19 protein-coding genes are annotated in these 20048 nt (G+C 40.6%); 4 read left to right on the top strand and 15 right to left on the bottom strand.

From position 1 onward, the window contains the following. Positions 1–10: 10 nt before the first annotated feature. The 5 genes from CWB80_RS01105 to CWB80_RS01085 all read right to left on the bottom strand — a co-directional run bounded on the left by CWB80_RS01105 (position 11) and on the right by CWB80_RS01085 (position 3663). Positions 11–1072, bottom strand: a complete 1062-nt coding sequence (locus tag CWB80_RS01105) for an HlyD family secretion protein (RefSeq protein WP_138599758.1) — start codon at positions 1070–1072, stop codon at positions 11–13. A 4-nt stretch (positions 1073–1076) separates the two neighbouring features. Continuing rightward, the gene (locus CWB80_RS01100) at positions 1077–1553 is read right to left on the bottom strand and encodes a MarR family winged helix-turn-helix transcriptional regulator (RefSeq protein WP_054553355.1); all 477 of its coding nucleotides are present in this window, start codon (positions 1551–1553) and stop codon (positions 1077–1079) included. A 135-nt stretch (positions 1554–1688) separates the two neighbouring features. Beyond that, positions 1689–2165 carry a TlpA disulfide reductase family protein gene (locus tag CWB80_RS01095; protein WP_082389267.1) on the bottom strand — a complete coding sequence of 159 codons (477 nt, stop codon included), beginning with the start codon at positions 2163–2165 and terminating at the stop codon, positions 1689–1691. Next, positions 2162–3052, bottom strand: a complete 891-nt coding sequence (locus tag CWB80_RS01090; RefSeq protein WP_138599759.1) for a spermidine synthase — start codon at positions 3050–3052, stop codon at positions 2162–2164. The genes CWB80_RS01095 and CWB80_RS01090 overlap by 4 nt, the downstream gene beginning before the upstream one ends. Further along, complete coding sequence (locus CWB80_RS01085) at positions 3037–3663, bottom strand: fused MFS/spermidine synthase (protein ID WP_138599760.1); 627 nt, start codon at positions 3661–3663, stop codon at positions 3037–3039. The genes CWB80_RS01090 and CWB80_RS01085 overlap by 16 nt, the downstream gene beginning before the upstream one ends. Before the next feature lie 192 nt (positions 3664–3855). Between CWB80_RS01085 and CWB80_RS01080 the strand changes: the two genes are divergently transcribed. Next, a complete protein-coding gene (locus CWB80_RS01080; RefSeq protein ID WP_138599761.1) occupies positions 3856–4314 on the top strand; it encodes a GyrI-like domain-containing protein in 459 nt (152 codons plus the stop codon). A gap of 70 nt (positions 4315–4384) precedes the next feature. On the opposite strand, the gene CWB80_RS01075 is transcribed toward CWB80_RS01080, so the two are convergent. Then, positions 4385–5047, bottom strand: a complete 663-nt coding sequence (locus tag CWB80_RS01075) for an FMN-dependent NADH-azoreductase (protein ID WP_138599762.1) — start codon at positions 5045–5047, stop codon at positions 4385–4387. Positions 5048–5167: 120 nt separating this feature from the next. Between CWB80_RS01075 and CWB80_RS01070 the strand changes: the two genes are divergently transcribed. Continuing rightward, positions 5168–6016 (top strand): LysR family transcriptional regulator, encoded by an 849-nt coding sequence (locus tag CWB80_RS01070; RefSeq protein ID WP_138599763.1) that lies wholly within the window; start codon positions 5168–5170, stop codon positions 6014–6016. A 115-nt stretch (positions 6017–6131) separates the two neighbouring features. On the opposite strand, the gene CWB80_RS01065 is transcribed toward CWB80_RS01070, so the two are convergent. The 5 genes from CWB80_RS01065 to CWB80_RS01045 form a co-directional block, all read right to left on the bottom strand. Continuing rightward, positions 6132–7013 carry an alpha/beta hydrolase gene (locus CWB80_RS01065; protein WP_138599764.1) on the bottom strand — a complete coding sequence of 294 codons (882 nt, stop codon included), beginning with the start codon at positions 7011–7013 and terminating at the stop codon, positions 6132–6134. 286 nt (positions 7014–7299) lie between these two features. Then, on the bottom strand, positions 7300–9630 hold the full coding sequence (locus CWB80_RS01060; RefSeq protein ID WP_138599765.1) for a S9 family peptidase: 2331 nt from the start codon (positions 9628–9630) through the stop codon (positions 7300–7302). Positions 9631–9724: 94 nt separating this feature from the next. Then, positions 9725–10525: a DODA-type extradiol aromatic ring-opening family dioxygenase gene (locus CWB80_RS01055; protein WP_138599766.1), complete on the bottom strand. Its 801-nt coding sequence runs from the start codon at positions 10523–10525 to the stop codon at positions 9725–9727. A 112-nt stretch (positions 10526–10637) separates the two neighbouring features. Beyond that, complete coding sequence (gene tmpT, locus CWB80_RS01050; protein ID WP_054553346.1) at positions 10638–11270, bottom strand: thiopurine S-methyltransferase; 633 nt, start codon at positions 11268–11270, stop codon at positions 10638–10640. Between the two features lie 9 nt (positions 11271–11279). Next, entirely contained in the window at positions 11280–11768 is a 489-nt protein-coding gene (locus tag CWB80_RS01045) for a DUF2938 domain-containing protein (protein WP_054553345.1), read from the bottom strand. A gap of 100 nt (positions 11769–11868) precedes the next feature. Between CWB80_RS01045 and CWB80_RS01040 the strand changes: the two genes are divergently transcribed. After that, on the top strand, positions 11869–12750 hold the full coding sequence (locus CWB80_RS01040; RefSeq protein ID WP_138599767.1) for a LysR family transcriptional regulator: 882 nt from the start codon (positions 11869–11871) through the stop codon (positions 12748–12750). On the opposite strand, the gene CWB80_RS01035 is transcribed toward CWB80_RS01040, so the two are convergent. Beyond that, the gene (locus tag CWB80_RS01035; protein ID WP_138599768.1) at positions 12745–13320 is read right to left on the bottom strand and encodes a DJ-1/PfpI family protein; all 576 of its coding nucleotides are present in this window, start codon (positions 13318–13320) and stop codon (positions 12745–12747) included. The genes CWB80_RS01040 and CWB80_RS01035 overlap by 6 nt on opposite strands. A gap of 126 nt (positions 13321–13446) precedes the next feature. Between CWB80_RS01035 and CWB80_RS01030 the strand changes: the two genes are divergently transcribed. Continuing rightward, positions 13447–14151 (top strand): Clp protease/crotonase-like domain-containing protein, encoded by a 705-nt coding sequence (locus CWB80_RS01030; protein WP_138599769.1) that lies wholly within the window; start codon positions 13447–13449, stop codon positions 14149–14151. A gap of 29 nt (positions 14152–14180) precedes the next feature. On the opposite strand, the gene CWB80_RS01025 is transcribed toward CWB80_RS01030, so the two are convergent. The 3 genes from CWB80_RS01025 to CWB80_RS01015 all read right to left on the bottom strand — a co-directional run bounded on the left by CWB80_RS01025 (position 14181) and on the right by CWB80_RS01015 (position 19999). Next, entirely contained in the window at positions 14181–15158 is a 978-nt protein-coding gene (locus CWB80_RS01025; protein ID WP_138599770.1) for a hypothetical protein, read from the bottom strand. Between the two features lies 1 nt (position 15159). Further along, positions 15160–16626, bottom strand: a complete 1467-nt coding sequence (locus tag CWB80_RS01020; RefSeq protein ID WP_138599771.1) for a DNA recombination protein RmuC — start codon at positions 16624–16626, stop codon at positions 15160–15162. A 229-nt stretch (positions 16627–16855) separates the two neighbouring features. Then, a complete protein-coding gene (locus CWB80_RS01015; RefSeq protein ID WP_138599772.1) occupies positions 16856–19999 on the bottom strand; it encodes a DEAD/DEAH box helicase in 3144 nt (1047 codons plus the stop codon). Positions 20000–20048 lie beyond the last annotated feature (49 nt).

Below are 20048 nucleotides of genomic sequence, written 5' to 3'. Positions count from 1 at the left end.
TCACCCAGCTTTAGTAAATAAAGTGCAGAACACTAATGAAGCGAATTTGCATGCTTGCAAACCAGCTACCAATGCTTGAGTCAGGCAGAAGTTGCACAGTTGCACGCGCACCACTTGGAAATTTTGCCAGCATCTGGTGTTCATCTAGCTGAATATGGATACGTTGACGCTGTGCATCTCGTACCCAACGGTTGCTGCTTTCAGTGGCACTGAGTAAACCGTTCGCGTTAAGCTGGCCATCACTCACACCCGCTTCAAAACTAACAATTTTGCCTGTAAACACTTTGCCCGGTAGCGCATCAAAGCTGACTTTTGCAGTACTACCAATTTGCACGTGAACTAAAGACTTTTCACGAAAATCAGCCACTAAATCAGCTTTATTAGCAACTATCGCCATTAACGGTTGGCCCTTATTAGCATAAGTACCCGGTGTTACCTGTAAGTTTGCTGTTTTACCGTCGGTATCGGCTGTCACTGTGGTGTACGACAGGTTTAGTTTCGCTTGTTCAAGCTGGTTTTGAGCATGACGAAGCGCTAAATTGTCATCCCCTATTTTACCGCGCGCTAATTTAGCCTCGCTAAGCTGGGCTTCAATTGCAGCTACATTCGCTTTGCTTGATTGATAGTTCGCATTGATTGTTTCGTACTCTTGCTCTGAAATAGAGCGCTTTTTCAATAACGACTCTCCACGTTCGAACAGTAATGTTTGTTCATGCAGCTTAGCTTGAGCAGCTGCAAGCTGTGCTTCTATTGCCTTCACACTGCTATCTAAACGTTGGTTTTGTAGTTTTGCATCATCATATGCAAGTTCAGCTTGTTGCACGGCAAGCTCAAAAGGCTCGTCATTAATCTTAAACAAGGCTTGCTGTTTTTCGACGGCTTGATTATTGGTGACAAGTACGTCAGTCACGCGACCACTTACCTGCGGGGTCACTTGCACCACTGGGTGATACACACGGGCCTGCGGTGTAACAGGCATATACAAATCGGCAATCACAAAATATAAAAATAAAACAATAAAACCCGCTAAAGAGATTTTTACGTAACGGGCAAACTTTTGATCTGGTGTCATAACGTTACTTATCTCCTGAATAATGGCGGATACACTGGCGAGCATTCTGTTCCATCTGAATTAAACCATGCGCCATGGTATCGAGTTGCTCAGTGGTTAAGTCGGCATAAAGATGCTGTTTCACATCGGCAATAATCACCTGCAATGTGTCTAACAATTGTAGACCTTGCTCAGTGAAGTACAGACGTTTACTGCGTTTATCTTCAGCGTCAGCTTTGCGAGCAATAATCTCTTGTTGCTCAAGCTGCTTAATCGTACGAGTGAGTGAAGGCATTTCAATGCCTAAGCTATTTGCTAACTCTTGTTGCGTACAACCTTGGTTTAAATGAAACAGGTGCATCATCGCGGTCCAGCGAGATTGGGTAAGCCCCAAAGGCTCAACCGCCAAAGTGACAGCATCGCGACATAAACGATGCACACGGCCCATACTGCCGCATAATGTTAAATCAAGAGTTTCGTGAAAAGGGGGAGTGGAAGACATGATGCGCTCCATTTACTTAGCATGCTAAGTATTTTAATGTAGTTAGCATGCTAAGTAAATATTAGTGCAATTAATTAAATAGATAGCTTTGTTCGATAAAAGCGAACAACTGCAAAAGTTATCTGCTAGATAACACTATTTAGCGATTAACTCTTTGATATGACTTTCATAGAGGTCTAATTTATCAGCAACAAATCCTGTGTGTTGGAACCGTACTATGCCTTCCTTATCAATTAAAAAGCTGCTCGGCATACCTTTGAGTTGATATTGCTTGCCAATAACAGCGTCTGGGTCGTAAATAATATTAAAGTTCACTGCAAACTCAGTTAAAAAAGCATCGGCATCACTACGCTCAACATCAATGTTTACAGCAATCACTTTAAGCCCTTGCTGTTGATACTTGCTCTGCATGGCTATAAACCAAGGAAACGACCGTCGACACGGGCTGCACCAAGACGCCCAGAAATCGAGTAACACGACTTGCCCTTTGTATTGATTCAGTAGTTTAGACAATTGCTGCTGACTTGCAGCTAAAGGAGGGCTCGAAAGACGCTCTGCCTTAGCAGCAGAGCTCGTAATGAAAAGAAATGCAATTAAGGCGTATTTGATCATTGGTAATTTAATAAATTCGCTGGTGAATATTGATCAGTGAGCACCTTGGTATCCGCTGGCCAATCTTGATTACCCTTAGTATAAAACAAATGCTCGCTAAGTAACTGCAAATCAACATCGTAAGGGGTTAACTTATTTGCGAGTTTGTTGACGCGCTCAATTAAAAGCTTCTGGCTAGGCATAGTCTCGAAGCCCGCTAAAATAATGCGATTAGAATTTTCATCGGTCACAACATTCACAAAGTCATCAAACACATCGAAGTAAGTTGCCGACTCATGCTGGTACAACTTGCTTGATGAAAAGGTATTTGCAGCGACAATTCCACCATCAGCTAAAACACTTTTTACTTCTGCAAAAAATTCCTTAGTGAGTAGATGTTCAGGGATATAGTCGCCATTAAAGGCATCAAGAATAATCCAATCGTACTTTTGTTTTTTAAGTGCGGCGCGCTTAATGAAAATACGCCCATCTTGCACTTTTGACGTCACGTTATCGGTTTCTATAAAGTTAAAATAATCGCGGGCAACTTTTATCACCGCAGGATCAATTTCGACATTTTCGATATGAGCGCTAGGGTAAAGCTCATGAATGGTATTAGAGAGTGAACCTCCCCCTAAACCTATGATCAGTACATTTTGAGGATCATTAATAAATAGTAAGCTTGCGAACGTCATTTTGGTGTAATTAAACACCAGCTTTTTAGGCTTACTCTCATACATACAGCTTTGCGTACTTTTACGGGTTTTTTCGTTGAATTTTAAACACAGTAAATCGCCAGTCTTCTCCACTAAAATATTGCGATAAAGCGAGCGCTCTTTATGTATTACTTCGGCTAAGCTGCTAAAAGGCAATGTCATGAGTAAACAAAGCATTAAGATTCTAAACATACAGCACGCTCCTTTGTTTTAATTTGACTAACAACAATTGCAAGCAAACCAAGCGCGCCTAAAACCGCTGCAAAGGTTTTAATGATGTCGTTAACATTAAACGCTAGCACCATATAAAAAGAGGTAATAATCGTGCCAAGGGCGCTTCCTAGGGTGCTCACAAAATACAAACCACCGGCAACCTGGCCACTTTTTTCATGATCGGTAACCAATAATCGCACTGAGTAAGGTGAGATCATGCCGAGTATTGTTGTAGGAATAAAAAACAACGCCGTTGATGCCAATAACGAGCCGTAGCGACTGTCTTCAATATGGGTGAAAATAAAGGTCATAATTGGCTCAGCAAACAATACAATTGGCACCACCATAATGCTTGCTACAAAGAAAATGAGTCCATATTTAGTTAACGAAGGATTGCGAGTAGAGAGCTTGCCGCCAAGTAAATAGCCGATAGATAAGCTCAACATAAAGACGGTGATAATACTGCCCCATATATGCACACTACTACCAAAATATGGCGCTAAAATTCGCCCGCCTAACAGCTCAATTCCCATAATACAAAAGCCACTACTAAAGGCTAAAAAGTAGATAAGCGCATTGATTTTATTCATTAAACACCCGCTGATTTTGTTGTTATTTTACCCATCTTAACCTGATGCAGATAAGGATGCCATGACTGTTTTTTAAGCTGTAAAGGCCGTTGACAAAATATAGTCTTTTTTAAAATAAATAATTAAAAAGGCTAGGTTAAAGTACACATGCTCTGGTATTTTACTGGGAGCAAACTAACAAGGATAAATGCAATGGATCAGCAAGTAACGAAAATCAATATAGACAACCCTACGATCTTATTTGGCCTCAAAGTTCGTACCTGTAATATGAATGAAATGAGTGGTGAAGGTGCCAAAATCGCTGGCTTATGGCAGCAGTTTTATACAGACATAGCGCCCAAATTAACCCCATCGAGCCAAGTTTATGGCGTGTACACTCATTATGAATCTGATGTCACAGGGGAGTTTGATGTGTTTGCGTGTACTGATCTGCAAGTCACGTCATCAGAGATAGAACAAACGACACTCGCCACAGGTAACTACCTTCGCTTTAGCGGCAAAGGGGCAATGCCACAAACCGTTATCGATGTTTGGGGTCAAGTTTGGCAGTACTTTAGTAATGAACAGTGCCCGCACATTCGAGCATATAAAACTGACTATGAGTTTTATAAAAACAGTGACGAAGTTGAGGTATTCATTTCGGTTGAATAACACTAAACCCATTTTTTAGTGTAAAGCCCCATTACAAAATAAGCCGCTTGTTGCGGCTTTGTTGTGTATATTAATTGGCGTATCTCAGCGCTAATTGCTCTGCTTTAGCATAGGCATTAGTCAAAGAGCGTTGGTGTCTTTGGTCGTTAAATTCTTGATACTCACAGGCTATTTCATCAATGTGCTCAGCACCTAAATACTTACTCAAGGTTTTAATGTGCGGCACTAAATGGCTCATACTCTCGCGTATACCACCTGCCTCAAAGCCAAACTCACCCGTTGAGGTTATAACCAGCAAACGTTTACCAGTTAACAAGGGTTGCAAAGGGAAATCTCCCCGCTGCAAGCCAAAATCAAACGTTTTATTGATCCTAACGATTTGATCAAACCATGCTTTTAATTGTGCAGGCATGCCATAGTTATACATAGGCGTTGATATCACGATGGTATCAGCCTTAACCAACTCATTTATCAATTCATCTGATTCGGCCAGTACTTCTTTTTGCTCTAGCGTTAACTTATTGGCAGGCGTAAACACAGCACCAACCCAAGATTGATTAATAAATGAAGGTGGATTCATTCCAACGTCACGATAAATATACTCAGCTATAGCATTATTTTGCTGTAAGTGATTTACAAATTTCTTAGCAATATTTTTAGAGATTGAGTCGTGGTTAGGGTTTGCATTTTTAGCCGAACGTACACTAGCATCAATGTGTAATAGAGTGCTCATAAGTAAATACCTCATTAGTTAATGTGTTGGTATCATCAATAAATGAAGGCTATTTAACAAACGAGTTATTATTCACTATAAGTAAGTTATACTCATCTATAAATTTAGGTGGGTTCAAATATGCATATATCATTACAAGCTTTAAAAGCCTTTGAATCAGCTGCGCGATTAGGTAGCTTTAAAGCAGCCGCCGCTGAGCTTGCGATTACGCCTACAGCGGTATCGCACCACATTGCAAATCTAGAAAGCCGCTTGAATACAGATTTATTTCATCGCGAAGTGAGAAAGATTACCTTAACTCCATCAGGCGAGTACCTGAGTCAAAACACAACTAGCGGCTTTAAACTTATTTTTACGGCAATTGAACAATTGAGCCAAGCAAATAATCAAGTACGCATCACCACAACATCGTCTCTAGCAGCCCTAAGGTTAATACCCGCTTTAGATGAGCTAAATAGCGAAAAACCACATTTACAGCTCGATATATCAACCAGTGAAACTTTAGATAAGCAACTGCATACCTTGCCTGTTCGGCTAGGAAATAGTGAGGAAGTAAACAAAGAAGATATCATCAAATATGAGCGCTTTGATATGTTTGCGGCAAACGCGCAACAAAGTGCCCCTTGGCTTGATAAACAGGTTACTTTATACACCAGCCAATGGAAAAATAATGCCCTACCAGCCCCACCATTAACGCAGTGGCTAAAAGTAAATAACCTAAGTGATTCATGTTTCAAGGTAAAAACATTCGATCAAGAGCTGTTTGGTATAAATCAGGTGCTCGCCAATAAAGGTGTAGTGTTTTGCTCAAAAACCTTAGTACAACCTTACCTAGATGCAGGGTTACTAACATCGTTTAATAACCAAGAAGTTGAATCAAAACTGTGTTACTACATTCCCGAAAAATCTCGCTTCGAAACATCAGCACATAACGCTGTGATTGAATGGCTTGAGCGGTTACTAACTTAAAAATGTAAAAGTAAACATCATTTAAATTATAAAGTTTTTAATGAACCATAAAAAGCAGCTAGAAACAGAGTTAGTTAATTGGTTTAACGCCTATTTGTAGCTTTGTTTTTCGTCATTACTGAGCCATATCAAAATGATTAAAAGCCCCATCTAGCGCACTGCGAACGGATTGTTTTGCGTTTTGTTCATGGTCAGCACCTTTGTTGATGTGGTGCTGCCAGATAAGGTCGTTTGGTGCATGCTTTTGAAGAGCATTCACTAAACCATTGAATGCACCGGTTATGATTGGATTCTCATCACCACCTAATGTGACATAAAAATAGTGAGTGTTGCCTACTGTATTAGGTAAGTTTTTACTGAACTGTTTTACAACAACATTATCGTCATACCAAGCCGCTGGGCTAAAAGCAAAGTATGCATTAAATAACTCTGGTTTAGTAACCATGGTATATAACACAAAGCTACCTCCCGCTGAAAAACCTGTTAGCGTGCGCTGTCCGCTAATACGGTATGTTCCCTCTAAATAGGGTATTAGCTCTGTTTCAATAAACTTTAAAAACACATCAGCTTTACCAAATATTTCTCGTTGATTTTGGTTAATTGGGCGCGCTTCTATCGCCACATCCTTACGGGCGTAAGGTGGCACTAAATCACGATTTCGCGTGTCATGCCAAAACAGGTTCGGGATGGACACTAGAATAACCTCATGCATATCATCAGTGCTTTCAAGAATACTTAAAGCGTCATCCCAAGTATCAAGGTTAAAGTTGCCGTCAGTTTTAATTATGAGCGGATAAGCTTTGTTAGGGTTGTAGTTTTTGGGCAAGCGAATGAAAACTCTGCGCATTTCTGAAAGCGCATTGGACTTGATATCTACATCAATAAAGCGTGAGCTATAATGCTGTTGGTATTTCACCGCGAAATACAAGCCTGTAGCTAGCAAAACAAATGTAATAAACCAAGCTAAATACTGAAATCTAAATTTTAGTAATGCCATTTTATAGCCTTAATCAATAACTTAATGACACTACTTCAATTACAAAAATTAGTTAATAAGACAATTGTAACAGAGTATTAGTTAACTCCTTTCACCGACTTGACTGTAATACAGGATATTCATTAGATAATCCAATAGCTCGCAGCCGCCATTGCTAGCACTGATAATTTACTTCAAACATTTGATAGCTTTCATCTAATCGCTATCTTGTGTAACGGGGGTTTACAGTTTGCATAAAAAAAACGCAGCTTAACCTCTAAGCTGCGGTATTTTTTATAGAGCATATTTACTTGTTAAGTAAATGCTTTTCGAAGAAGTTAGCCATCATAGTGTGATAGTGCAGGGTAGTGCCTTTACCTTCTCGTAGGCTGTGAGAACGGTTCGGGTAAGAGAAAAACTCGAACTGTTTATTGTGCTTAACTAATTCGTTAATTAAGCGCTCTGAGCCTTGGTAGTGAACGTTATCATCTCCTGTACCGTGGATCAGTAGCAACTTACCTTGCAGGTCTTTTGCAAAGCTGATCGGAGACGTGTTGTCGTAACTTTCAGGATCGGTATTTGGGTTACCTGCATAGCGCTCTTGGTAGATAGTATCGTACAAGCGAATATCTGGCACTGGGGCAGAGGCAATACCCACTTTAAATTTATCACCGTGGCGGAATAACAAATTAAGCGTTGAACTACCGCCACCTGAGTGACCCCAAACACCAACACGGTCGGTATCAATGACATCCCAACGTTTTGCCATTGCGTCAAGGGCGTCAACTTGGTCACGCACAGTAATAGAGCCTATTTTTTTGTAGATAGATTTACGCCAATCTCTGCCTTTTGGTGCGCGTGTGCCACGGTTATCAACTGAGGCAACAATAAACCCTTGCTGAGTTAGATACGACTTGTATAAGTAACTGTCGCCTTCCCAGCGGTCTTGTACTGTTGAGCCCCATGGCTCACCATAAACATAGAAAACGATTGGGTATTTTTTGCTTTTATCCATATTCGCTGGGAACATGATGTAGCCATCAAGCTCAACACCATCGCGCGCACTAACCGTAAAGAACTCGTGAGTCGGTAACTGCTCAGTCGCTAATTTCTCTTTTAATGCTTTGTTCTCAACTAAGGTTTTCACATTGCTGTGATCGCTTACTTTGATGATCTCTTTCATTGGTGGGGTGCCAAATTTAGAGAAGGTATGCATCGCCCAAGAGGTGTCTTTAGACATGTAATAGCTGTTTGAGCCATCGAATGACGCAGGCGTTACGCGCACCGGTTTAGTGCTACCATCAAGCGAGGTACGGAATAAATAACGCTGGCCTGGATCATCCGGTGATGCAGTAAAGTACATAACGTTTTTATCTTCGTTGAGCGCTAACATATCTATGATGTCGTACTCGCCCGGTGTTAAATCAACAACCGTTTTGCCATCGCGAGATACACGGTACAAATGACGCCAGCCATCACGCTCACTATGCCAAATAAAGAACTTACCGTCTTTTGACCAGTTTGCTTTATAAAACCACTCAATAAAGGCATCGTCTTTATCTTCAAGAATTTTAGTCAGCTGCTGTTTTTGCCAGTCGAATAACCAAACCTTATTGTGGCTTTGCGGGCGGTTAAGATCTTGGATCATCAAAGATTCACCTGTGCCTGCCCAACTAATACGTGGAATATAACGATCGCGATTATCGCCACCTAGTTCAGCCCAGCGAGTTTTCTTGTCGCTAAGACTGACCACCCCCACTTTAACCGCAGAGTTCATCTCGCCGGCTTTTGGATACGGGAATTCTTTAAGGGTAGGGTAGAGATCATCGGTGTTATTGATCATGGTGAAGTATTTCACGCCACTGGTATCAAGCTGCCAATAGGCAATTGATTTGTTGTCTGGACTCCAGCGGAAACCATCACGAATAGTAAATTCTTCTTCGTATACCCAATCAAAATTACCATTAACAATGGTGTCGTTACCGTCAGTGGTTAAAGCAGTCACAGCCTTGCTGCCGACTTTTTCCATGTAGATGTTGTTATCACGCACATAAGCGACTTTTGAGCTATCTGGTGAAAACTTAGCAAACATCAGCTTTTTCGCTTCGATGTTTTCGCCACCTAACTGATATAGCGAATCAGTTTCGAGGTTTAAAAGCCAAAAATCACCACGGCTACGTGAGCGCCACACTTGCTCGCCATTGGTAAAAACCATCAGCCATTTACCATCTTTAGACCATTGGTAGCTTTCAACGGTGAGTGGCTCTTTATCACCTTTGGGAATTAATTTTTCGTAGCTAACAAGTACCTTACGACCCGTGCCATCGGCGTTATAAAACACAATATCATTGCCTTTTACGCCGTGCTCATCGTCTTTAGCTTTGTCGTCTTGGTTGTTTTTATCGCTTTCGCGACCTTCAAGTACCGTATAACCAGTACCATCATCGAGCCACGTAAAATAGGTGCTACGCTCAGCTTTAAAGTCTTTTTCTTTATAAATTTGTTCAAGCGAGAGCGGATTAGCCGTTGCGTTCACTGTTGCTGATGGCGTGCTCGCTTGCTCTGTACTTGAGCATGCTTGCAAACCTAAACCCGCAACCACAGCAAACGCAAGGGTTGATGTTTTTATTAAGTTCATTTTGTTGTTCCTAGGTTTTAACTTACCTAGCGTACCAAATTAGATGAATAAAATCTGAGCCTTTATCGTGTTATCTGGGGAGTTGAACTTAAACTTAATCGTCCCACAAGAACATACTGGCTTGCTTATTGGCAATACGTAGTTCGTAGATATCACTACAAGGGCGTATCGCCGCACCATAGCAAACATGTAACGGCAATAAGTGCTCTTCACGAGGGTGACTAAAACGCGCCGCAGGGGCCATTTGCCATTCTAATAACTTAGCTTGTCGCTGCTGTTCACTCAGCTCAGTATTGCCACAGACATCGACTAACCATTGCTCAAAAGCCATATTTTGCGCTTTAATTTCAGCTGTTTCAGGGGTGAAAAATGCGCGCATATTATGAAAAGTAAAGCCAGAACCAATGATCAATAAATTATCGTAATCAAGCTGTTGTAAAGCCTCACCTATCGCTAGGTGTAAGTTTGGCTCAAGGCTTGGATGTAACGACAATTGCACACAAGGTATATCTGCCTCTGGATACATAATCTTCAAAGGCACATACATACCGTGATCAAAGCCACGAGATGGGTTTAATGTGCTATCGATATTAGCCTTTGCCAATGCTTGATGTACTTTTTCGGCAAGGGCTGGTTCGCCAGGGCTTGGGTACTCAATACTGTAAGCAGGGTCAGGAAAACCATAGTAATCATAAATTAGCTCAGGAGCTGCGCTCGAAGTAATGCTAATAGGGTTCGCTTCCCAGTGCGCACTCACCATCAAAATAGCTGACGGCTTTTGAATTTTTGCAGCAATAGACTGTAAGCAAGTAACCATATCGGCATGACTTGGATCGCCAAGCAATGGCATAGGACCGCCGCCATGTGAAACAAATAAAACGCGTGGCTTTTGCATAAATGTACTCCTTAAATGCAGTAATCACTATAGTGCACGCACAGAGGTAGAATAACTAGCGACAAAAACGCACAACTAGGGTGTGAATTTACACACCGCCAGTTTGTAAGTACTAACTTAAATGCCAAGCTACGTTCATAGCCGGGACTTGCCCTTTTAAGCCACCTTCGAGAGGTTCTTTGCACAGTAATGTTAGTTGATAAAAAGCATCGTAGTGCTGATGTAGTTCATCGGCGACCACACTAAACGGCGGACCCGAAAACTCACTTTGCTGATACTCAAAGACCACCACTAACTGTTTAGCTCTATTGGTCAACTCTAGTAAATGCTGGGTATAGCGAATGCGCATGGGCTTTGGCAGCGCAACTAAGGCAGCACGGTCATAAACCGCGTTGATAGTGCCAAGTTCATTCGCGGTAAGTGCAAAAATATCACCTACCCAAACGGTTAGATTTGCGCCTTGATAACGTAATAGTTCGCCGTGTTGGCTAATTTCGGGTTCTAGCTTTAACTCATCAAATAACTGCTTAATGGCTATCTCACTAAGTTCTGCCCCAACAACACGCATACCTTGCGCGAGCAAATAATGAATGTCGTGAGTTTTTCCGCACAGTGGCACAAAAACAGTATCGCCTTGCTGTAAATTTAAGTTAGTAAAAAACTGATCTAGATAACGGTTAACGTCTCCTTCATGAAAACCAATTTCGTTATTTTCCCAACGTTGATGCCAATGCTTTGCGTCCATTACATACTCCTAAATAAATTGAATGAATTGAGCTGATAAATATATTCCGACACCAAAAAGTAGGTGAGTTACAGCACTTTTTAAGCGGGCTTGAAGTGGGTTTGCTGTTTTCGTAGCCATTATCCCCATCCCTAAAGCGGGCTGCATAACAAAAAATGGCATAGATACGCTAGCTAATCCAAATATACATGCAGCGATTAAGGTGGGCTGTTCAAGCCAAGCAATACCGACCAATAATATAAATAGAAACGAAAATAAAACACCAATAAAGTAGTGTAAACACCAGCCAAACACGCACTCAAACTGCTTAACTGGACTAGTTGCTATATTCAGGTGCTTAAACTTTCCAGCTAATAAACCCAAGCCCCAACGGCCAACTAAACAAAAGTTTAATGACGGTATCTTAAACACTTTAGCCAGCAAAAAAGCATAAAGATCAATGAACAAAGTCGCCGCTATGCCTACAAAAGTTATCACATAAATATCATTAACACTCATAATTAGATGCTCTTAAATGATTTAATAAAAGACATGATATCTAATTGCAAAAATGCTAAAAATAGCAAGATAAACAAACTATGATTGCATAAATGAGAACATGATTGACGATATTGCCCTATTCATACAGATTGTTAAACAAGGCGGCCTAAGTAATGCGGCTGAGAGCTTGTCGTTACCTACCGCGACAGTGTCGAGGCGCTTGCAACGGCTTGAGCAACGCCTAGGCGAGCAGCTTTTAAATCGCTCAGCAAGGCAATGCACGTTAACACAAGCAGGAGAGGTATATTTTCAAAGTTATGTTGAATTAATTGAGCAGTTTGAACAAACTCACCGCCAGCTCAATGATCAAAAAGCACAATTATCAGGAAAGCTTAAAGTTTTAGCACCTCTGAATATTAGTCATGGTTTCTTAAAGCCGATGTGGCTCGCATTTACTAAACAGTACCCTGATATTCAACTTGAGTTATTGCTTAATAATAAACTTGAAGATCTGAGTAAAAGCCAAGCTGATCTAGCAATAAGAGTCGGGCCGCAGGCTGATTCTATGCTCCATCAGAAAAAGTTAGGCAGTGTTGATACCTTATTTGTAAGCACTAAAGTATACCTTAATTCGGCATCTGCCATAGAAGAGCCTGCTGATTTAAAACAACATAGATTAATTGGTACCACGTTGCGAAATAAGTGGCAGCTAACCAATACACAAACGAATGCAACTTATACTCACATGTGCCGATTTGCTAGTACTTTTAACGATACTGGATTTGTAAAATACTTAGTTTGTGATGAGCAAGGTATCGCCTTGTTACCTCGGTTTGAGGTTATAGATGAATTAAAATCTCAGCAGCTAGTTCAAGTACTGCCACACTGGCGAGGGGAAAACCGCGACATTTATGCTATCTGGCCAAGCGCACGTTTACTGAGTAAAAAGGCTGTATGTTTAAAACAGTTTATAACCGACTACATGGCTGAGAAATTATAACGTCTGCCATTTATATTCCATCTGTTTAGCAGTTAGTAGGGCGTGTTCGTAACTAATAAACTCAGCGACTAATGCTAGGCTCATATCAATGCCTGCAGAAATCCCCCCAGAGCTGATAAACTTACCGTCGGTGACCCAACGAGTTTCTGCAATCACGTTGAGATCAGAAAACATAGCAGCCAGCTCAGGTTGATCTTGCCAATGAGTCGTGACATTTTTACCGCTTAAAAGCCCAGTTTTAGCAAGCAAAAACGCCCCCGTACAAACACTCGCAACACGCTTGGTGTTAGTGACTGTGTGTTTTAACCAAGTAATAACCTCTACTTTTTCGAGCTCTCGTGTATGGTCACCCCCAACCACAACAAGCAGATCAAGCAAAGGGCAGTCAGCAAAGCTGTAATGGGGGTTTACACTATAACCGCCGCGGGCAAGAACAGGACTATCATTTTCAGCAATTAAACTCACTTGCCAGTCATTATTCGCTAGGCGCCTAGCCGTACTAAACACCTCAAACGGACCTGAGAAATCGAGCACTTCGGCATCATCATAGATGTAAATTCCAATATTCATACAATTGTTCCTATTATGTGGATTTATTTCTCAAGTAAAAAAACGTACTATGCCATTTTTGCAGTTCGTTAATGACATATTATTAAATTGCGCACTGTATACAAACAAAACTTCAAGGCATTGTTAATGCGTTTTTTATTATTATTGAGCGTGCTGCTGGTTGGTTGTAAAACAACACAGCAAAGCGTTGCTGAAATTAGTGAAGTATCGCCGGGCACTATTTATTTTCACGGCAAAACATCAAAGCAAAATGTTGAAAAGTTTGAACAATTATTAGTAAATAGCGATCAACAAATCAACACCTTAATAATTAATAGCCAAGGTGGTGATGTGATGGCAGGTCTCCATTTCGGAGGCTTAGTTCATGAATATCAACTCAATGTTGTAGTGCGTGAGCTTTGTGCATCGTCTTGTGCCAACTATGTACTTACCGCAAGCCCACATGTCCTCGTTGAAGAGCAAGCCGTTATTGGCTGGCATGGGGGCTCATTACAGCCATTATACGTGCCCATGGAGCAACCGCCTGAGGTCGCTAGCTATATAGCAAAATGGCAAACAGCAGAGCGACAATTCTTCGATATCATTAATGTTGAACAGGCGGTTACTATCATAGGTATGATGCCTGGTATTACAGAGAAACGTGATTCTGCTATTTATAGTTACGACGCTCAAACCCTGAAACGTTTAGGGTTACATATTGAATTTGCTGGTGCGCAAACAGGGATGTCAGCAAGTGGCGAAAAACTAGCGCAGGTATTCGAACTTGAAGAGTCTGTACTTAACCACTTTTTGATGCTCAACGATATTGTTTCAGCAGAACTTATTAACTAATAAAAAGTCCACATGACGTAGGCTTTTTATTAGTTATGTTGGCTAAGCCAAGAGTGGATTTGTTTAGCACTTCTTGGTGACACTATTTCAGCACGACGTTTTAACTCTTTATGCCATGCCTGATCATTTAAAACCGCATCACTTAATGGCGCATTTCTATCTGTGTTTTTTAGCACATAATAAGCGTCCGCAACATCCGCAAGGCTAACACTATTGCTTGTAGCAAAGCGCTTAGACATTGACGCTAACGGCTTATTCAACGAACTATAAGCCGATAAAGGGATCAAGCTATCCGCAGGGTATGATGATGCAATACCATCGTTTTTCATCGCTGGCCAAACAGTGTATGTGGAACCTGGCTTTTGCTGTTCAAGTAATGTAATAACTGAATTAAAAGGCGAAGCTTGAGTACTTATAACCACTGGCTGCTTAAAGGTGTGAAATGCACCAAAGAGTAAGATTGCACGGCGCTGCTTAGCGACAACATGCTGATTTATTGACTCTAAATAGCCAGTTTCACGGCTACGCTCTAGCTTTTGCCAATCCTCTTTAGAGAGGGTTTGCCAGTTCATTGCAGGCTCAGCAAGGACGAGACGAACTTTATGTAAACGGGTACTATTAAGCTGTTTTAACTTTAAAACTAATTGCTCATAAACATCATATTGCCATGCCATAAAATACAAGGTGTCGCGCCAAATGTGCCTTACGTCATCAATGCTTATATTCTGTTTGCTCAACAAATATTGATCAGCTAAATCTTGATACCGCGCATTGCCAAATTCAACGACAAGATCATCAAGCTGCTGCCAGTTACTAGGCTCATCTAAGTATTTTATAAGCCTAGTAACAACATGCTCGCTGCCATGAACATCACCAATCGCAACGAGTTTATTAGCGTGTAACGCTTTATTAAGTTGGCTGTCGTAATCATAATTTTCAGCTTTGACACTACTTGCAAAACATACAGATGCGAGAATAACAAACCCGATAAGCTTTAAAACCTGCATATTAATCTAACTCTAATTGGGCTTTTTCAACAGTTTCCGCGGGTAACTCTTTTTGAACAGAAACCCCCAACTCTTTGAACTCAGAGGCCTGCTTAATCAAGTTTCCTTTACCGCGGTACAGCTGAGAAAACGCTTTATCATAACTTTCTTTGGCGCGGTCTAATTGCTTACCAACCCCTTCCATACTGGTTAAGAAACCATTGAGTTTGTTGTAAAAACGCTCTGCACGAGCGGCAAGCTCTTTTGAGTATTTAGTTTGCTCTTCAAAACGCCACAGTTGTTTTACGATATTCAAGCTAGTCAATAAGGTCGTTGGCGTAGCAACTAAAATGTTTTTTTCGATTGCTTGCTGATAAATATCACTCTGGTACTTAAGCGCTTCAACAAAAGCCGACTCTATTGGTACAAACATGATCACCACTTCTGGTGAGTTAATACCGGGTAGTCTGTCGTAGGCTTTGCTTGCTAACTCGTTTATACGTGATTGCACCGCCATAACATGCTCTTTTAGCGCTTGCTGCGCCTCAAGCTCTGTATCGGCATTTACATAGCGTGTATACGCGTTTAAAGAGGTTTTAGCATCGATAACTAAATGACGTTGCTGAGGCAAATACACCACAACATCTGGTCGTAAACGGCCATCTTCGGTGTTAAACGATACTTCTCGCTGATAATCTACTCCAGCACGCAGCCCAGCGCTGTCGAGTACATTTTCAAGCATTAACTCACCCCAATTACCTTGGGTTTTCTTTTGCCCCTGTAATGCGGTGCTCAGCCTATCGGCTTGTTCAGTGATAGCTTGGCTTTTAGCCTGTAAATGCAATAACTCAGTTTTTAGCGCTGCACGCTGCTTTAGATCTTCGACGTGGATCAATTCCATCTTATCGCGAAAGCCTTTTAGCTCACCCTGAACAGGTTTTAATAGTTGCTCAATACTTTCTTGATTTAAGGTTTTAAAACGTTGCGATTTTTCTTCAAGGATTTGATTAGCGAGATTTTCAAATTCTTTTTTGAGTTGCTCTTTGCTTTCTTTGATATGGCTAAGCTGCTCTTTAAAATGCAGTTCTTTTTGCTCAACGGTGCTTCGTAAGGTACTTAAATCAACATCGCGCTGATTAAGTGCAGCTTTTGTATCAGCAAGCTCAGCTTCGACCTTGCGCCAAAACTGACTATATTGTTGTGCTTGTTTTTCTTGTTCTACAAAGCGGGTTTTAAAGTGTTGAGACTCATCACGTTGTTCTGCGTAATCTTGCTGTAACTGCGAAAGTGTAAGCTGGCTTTGTTCAAGTTGCAGCTGCTTTTGTTCTAAATGATTTTGCAGGATTTGCTGGCTATTTTGAAGTTCGGTTAACTGATTTTTTAAGCGACTATTTTGTAGGGCAAAAATAACACCACTTGCAACAGCACCTACAGCAGCACCAAGCACACCACTTTGCCAATTAATCTGTGCAATTAGCTCTGTAATCATAATGAAAACTCAATAACTTAAAGACACATCATCATAACGAATTAGCGCTCAGCAGAGTAGGGGGTTTAGGCATAAAAAAAGCCAGCTCAAGGTGAGCTGGCTCTAACATTACTAAAATTTAGTAACCAAATGGGAAATCAACATAATGCTTATGTAAACTGCAATTTAACAACAAGCATAATAATAGACGCCCCAAAATTTGATTAGTTCAAAAAAACTTTAAAAAAATTTAATTTTTTATCAGTGCAAGCATTTGCTCTTCATCAAACTTAGTGAAACTCATTGATTTTTCTGTAAATAATGCATCAACAAGGGCTTGTTTATGCTGCTGCATTTTAAATACTTTTTGTTCGATTGAGTTAGCCATAATCAATTTATAAACAAACACAGGGTTAGTTTGGCCAATACGATAGGCACGATCTGTCGCCTGTTTTTCAACGGCAGGGTTCCACCAAGGATCAAAATGAATCACTGTATCGGCTTGAGTTAGGTTTAATCCGGTGCCGCCGGCTTTAAGGCTGATTAAGAATACGGATGTATCACCTTGAGTAAACTCTTCAATTACACGGTCGCGATGTCGCGTTTGCCCTGTAAGCATACTAAAGCGGATGCCAAGTTCATTTAATCGCTCAGCTATCACATCAAGTGCCATGGTGAATTGACTAAATATAATCACCTTACGACCTTCGCTAAGCATAATAGGCAGATGCTTAGATAACCATTCAAGTTTAGCGCTGCCAGCCTGTGAACTAGGGTCTATCAATTTTGGATGACAACAGATTTGTCTGAGCTTTAATAATGCATCTAAAAAGGCTAGCTTACTTTTTTGTACACCTTGCTGTGCAAATAGGTCGACTAATTTCTGTTCTAAAGATTCAGTGATACCGGTGTAAATTTCCTTTTGTTTGCTCTCAAATTCAAACTCTTTAACTAGCTCTGTCTTCTCTGGGAGCTCTTGCGTTACCTGTGCTTTAGTACGACGCAAGATAAATGGCATGATCAACGACTTAAGTTCATCTGCACGGGCAACGTCGTTATCACGCTCAATAGGCGTTTGAAAATAGCTCTTAAAATGTGCTTGCGAACCAAGTAAAGAAGGCATTGCAAAGTCGAGCAAAGATTTAAGCTCAAATAAGTTATTTTCTATGGGCGTGCCGCTTAAGCAGAGCTTAAAGTCTGCATTAAGGCGTTTAACCAAGCGTGAAACCTGTGCGGCATCGTTTTTGATATATTGCGCTTCATCAAGAATGATGTTTTCAAAATACAGCGGCGAATAAAAGGCAATGTCCCGCTTTAATAGTGGGTAAGTTGTTAAGATACAATCTGCTTGCGACAACTGTTGTAATTGGTCGCTGCGCGCAGCACCAAAGACAGTCGTAATTTTTAAGTTGCTGGCAAATTTATTAATTTCACTTTGCCAGTTACCAACCAAACTGGTCGGGCAAACAATTAACGTGGGGCCAGCTTGTGGTGATTGCTTGGCATTAGCTAAAAAGGCGATAACTTGTAAGGTTTTACCTAGCCCCATGTCATCTGCCAAAATACCACCAAGTTGGTGACGTTTTAGAAAGTTGAGCCAATCAACACCGTGTTGTTGATACTCTCGTAATTGCACACCAGAGTTTAAGCCTTGAATATCGGACTTTTTAATAAGCTGTTGCGAGCTATTTAATTCAGATAGGTAAGCATCTAGAGCATCGTCTACAATATTAACCTTAATTGCTTTTTGTTCGATAAGCTTAGGCAAAAACGACAAAGGCATTAAGATTTCGTCACGGGTTTTAATATGCTCAAAACGTTCACGATAATCATTAAGCTGCATCATCGCGGCCTTTTCAACCACAGCAAAGCGTTTTCCTACAGTAAAGTAATAAAAGCGTTCACTTTGTCTGTTAAGAGATTGATAAGTGTTGTTATCAGTGACAAACAACTGTTGAGTTTTAACACCAGAGATCACGATTTTACTAACTATCTGATGACCTTTACCTCGCTCAACTTGCAGTGAAAGTTGTTTTAGAACTTTGCCTACGTCTAACTCATCATTAATTTTCCAACCGCGTTTTAATAAGTTTGGAATTATTTCAAACTTTAACCAGTGCTCATGAATAACTGATTGTTTATTAAAGATAAAATCAGTTTGTAAAGCCCCTTTACATAATTCAAAGCCAAGGTTAGTTAATTCATTTACAACGGTGTTTTCTAATGACTGGTTTAATATATCAGCTGGCGCCTGGCTTAAATCATACAAAGAGTTTTGATAATTAAACTGCAATCCTAAGCGGATTGTGCCCTCGTCATTATTAATACTGATGACAGGGAATACAGTTCGAGCTAGGCTTTTTTTGCTTTCCTTAAATGCATGAGGGATCACACCTTCACCAAAATTATCATTGAGCTGTTGATAAACGCGATCAAAGTTCTCTGTGTGAATAGCAGGCATATTGGCTAGTAACGCTATTTCATCAGCCGTTAACGGAGTACGAATTCGGCCCACTTTTAGCTTTTCAGGGTCAAGGTAAGTAGGGGGGGTTGTTTTTAACAATAACCAATTATCTTGACCAACAAGCGTCATGCTCAATGACGTTAAGTCTTTGTTTTGTTTCCAATCAAACTCTAGTGCTTGCATGCTATCAGCTTTAATTCCTTGGCGAGAGCGACCTAAAAACAAACGCTGAGTAGCAATTAATTGCTGCAGTGCTGCAAAACCCCATTGGCCTTTTAGCTCTAATTTACCAAGGGCATTTTGAGAACGGATCCAGCTATATAAACGAAAATCCGATTCTAATAAATCAGTGGGGGTTACAAAACTATTTAATTGCTGCTCGGTAAGGTTACGACCAAGCGTATAGTTATGCTCAGGATCGTAATTAGCAATTTTAGGAGTAAGGGTTACAACAGACTTCTCTACATCAAAAACAAATAATAAAACCTGTTTGGCATTGTCACTAGCAACTTGCTTAAGGGTTTTTAGCTCACTAAACCAATCGTTAATGATGTAGTCTTCACCGTAGTCACCTGAATGTTCAATTTTCAGCTTTAAGAGCACAGCTGCAATATGACGGCATTTAGTTTTAGAGCCACAAGTACAATGCGAATCGACCGAAAAACCACTTGGTAATTTACTGATCTCAATATGCTGAGTAAAGGTATTTCCTTCGTTACCAAACATAGATGCATCAATAACGCTAAAATCACTGTTATGTTCCAACCAATTGATTTGGCCGTTCTGATGATACTCTTTTGCTTTACTTAACACATGTGGCTTAAACAGCTGTTTGATGAAGCGCTCAGACAGAGGAAACTGAGTTTCTTGCTCTTGTTTGATTTCTTCAAAGATAGCTAATAAGTCATTTTTGGATAAGTTAGCAGACATAACGCTTTTGGCAGTAAAAACAAAAAATAATTCTGCCAGTATATGATCT

This window comes from Pseudoalteromonas sp. S1650 (assembly GCF_005887195.1).
In the GTDB taxonomy this organism is placed as follows: domain Bacteria; phylum Pseudomonadota; class Gammaproteobacteria; order Enterobacterales; family Alteromonadaceae; genus Pseudoalteromonas; species Pseudoalteromonas simplex.
The sequence above is the reverse complement of the archived record's forward strand: the minus strand, read 5'-3'. Positions and strand labels throughout refer to the sequence as shown.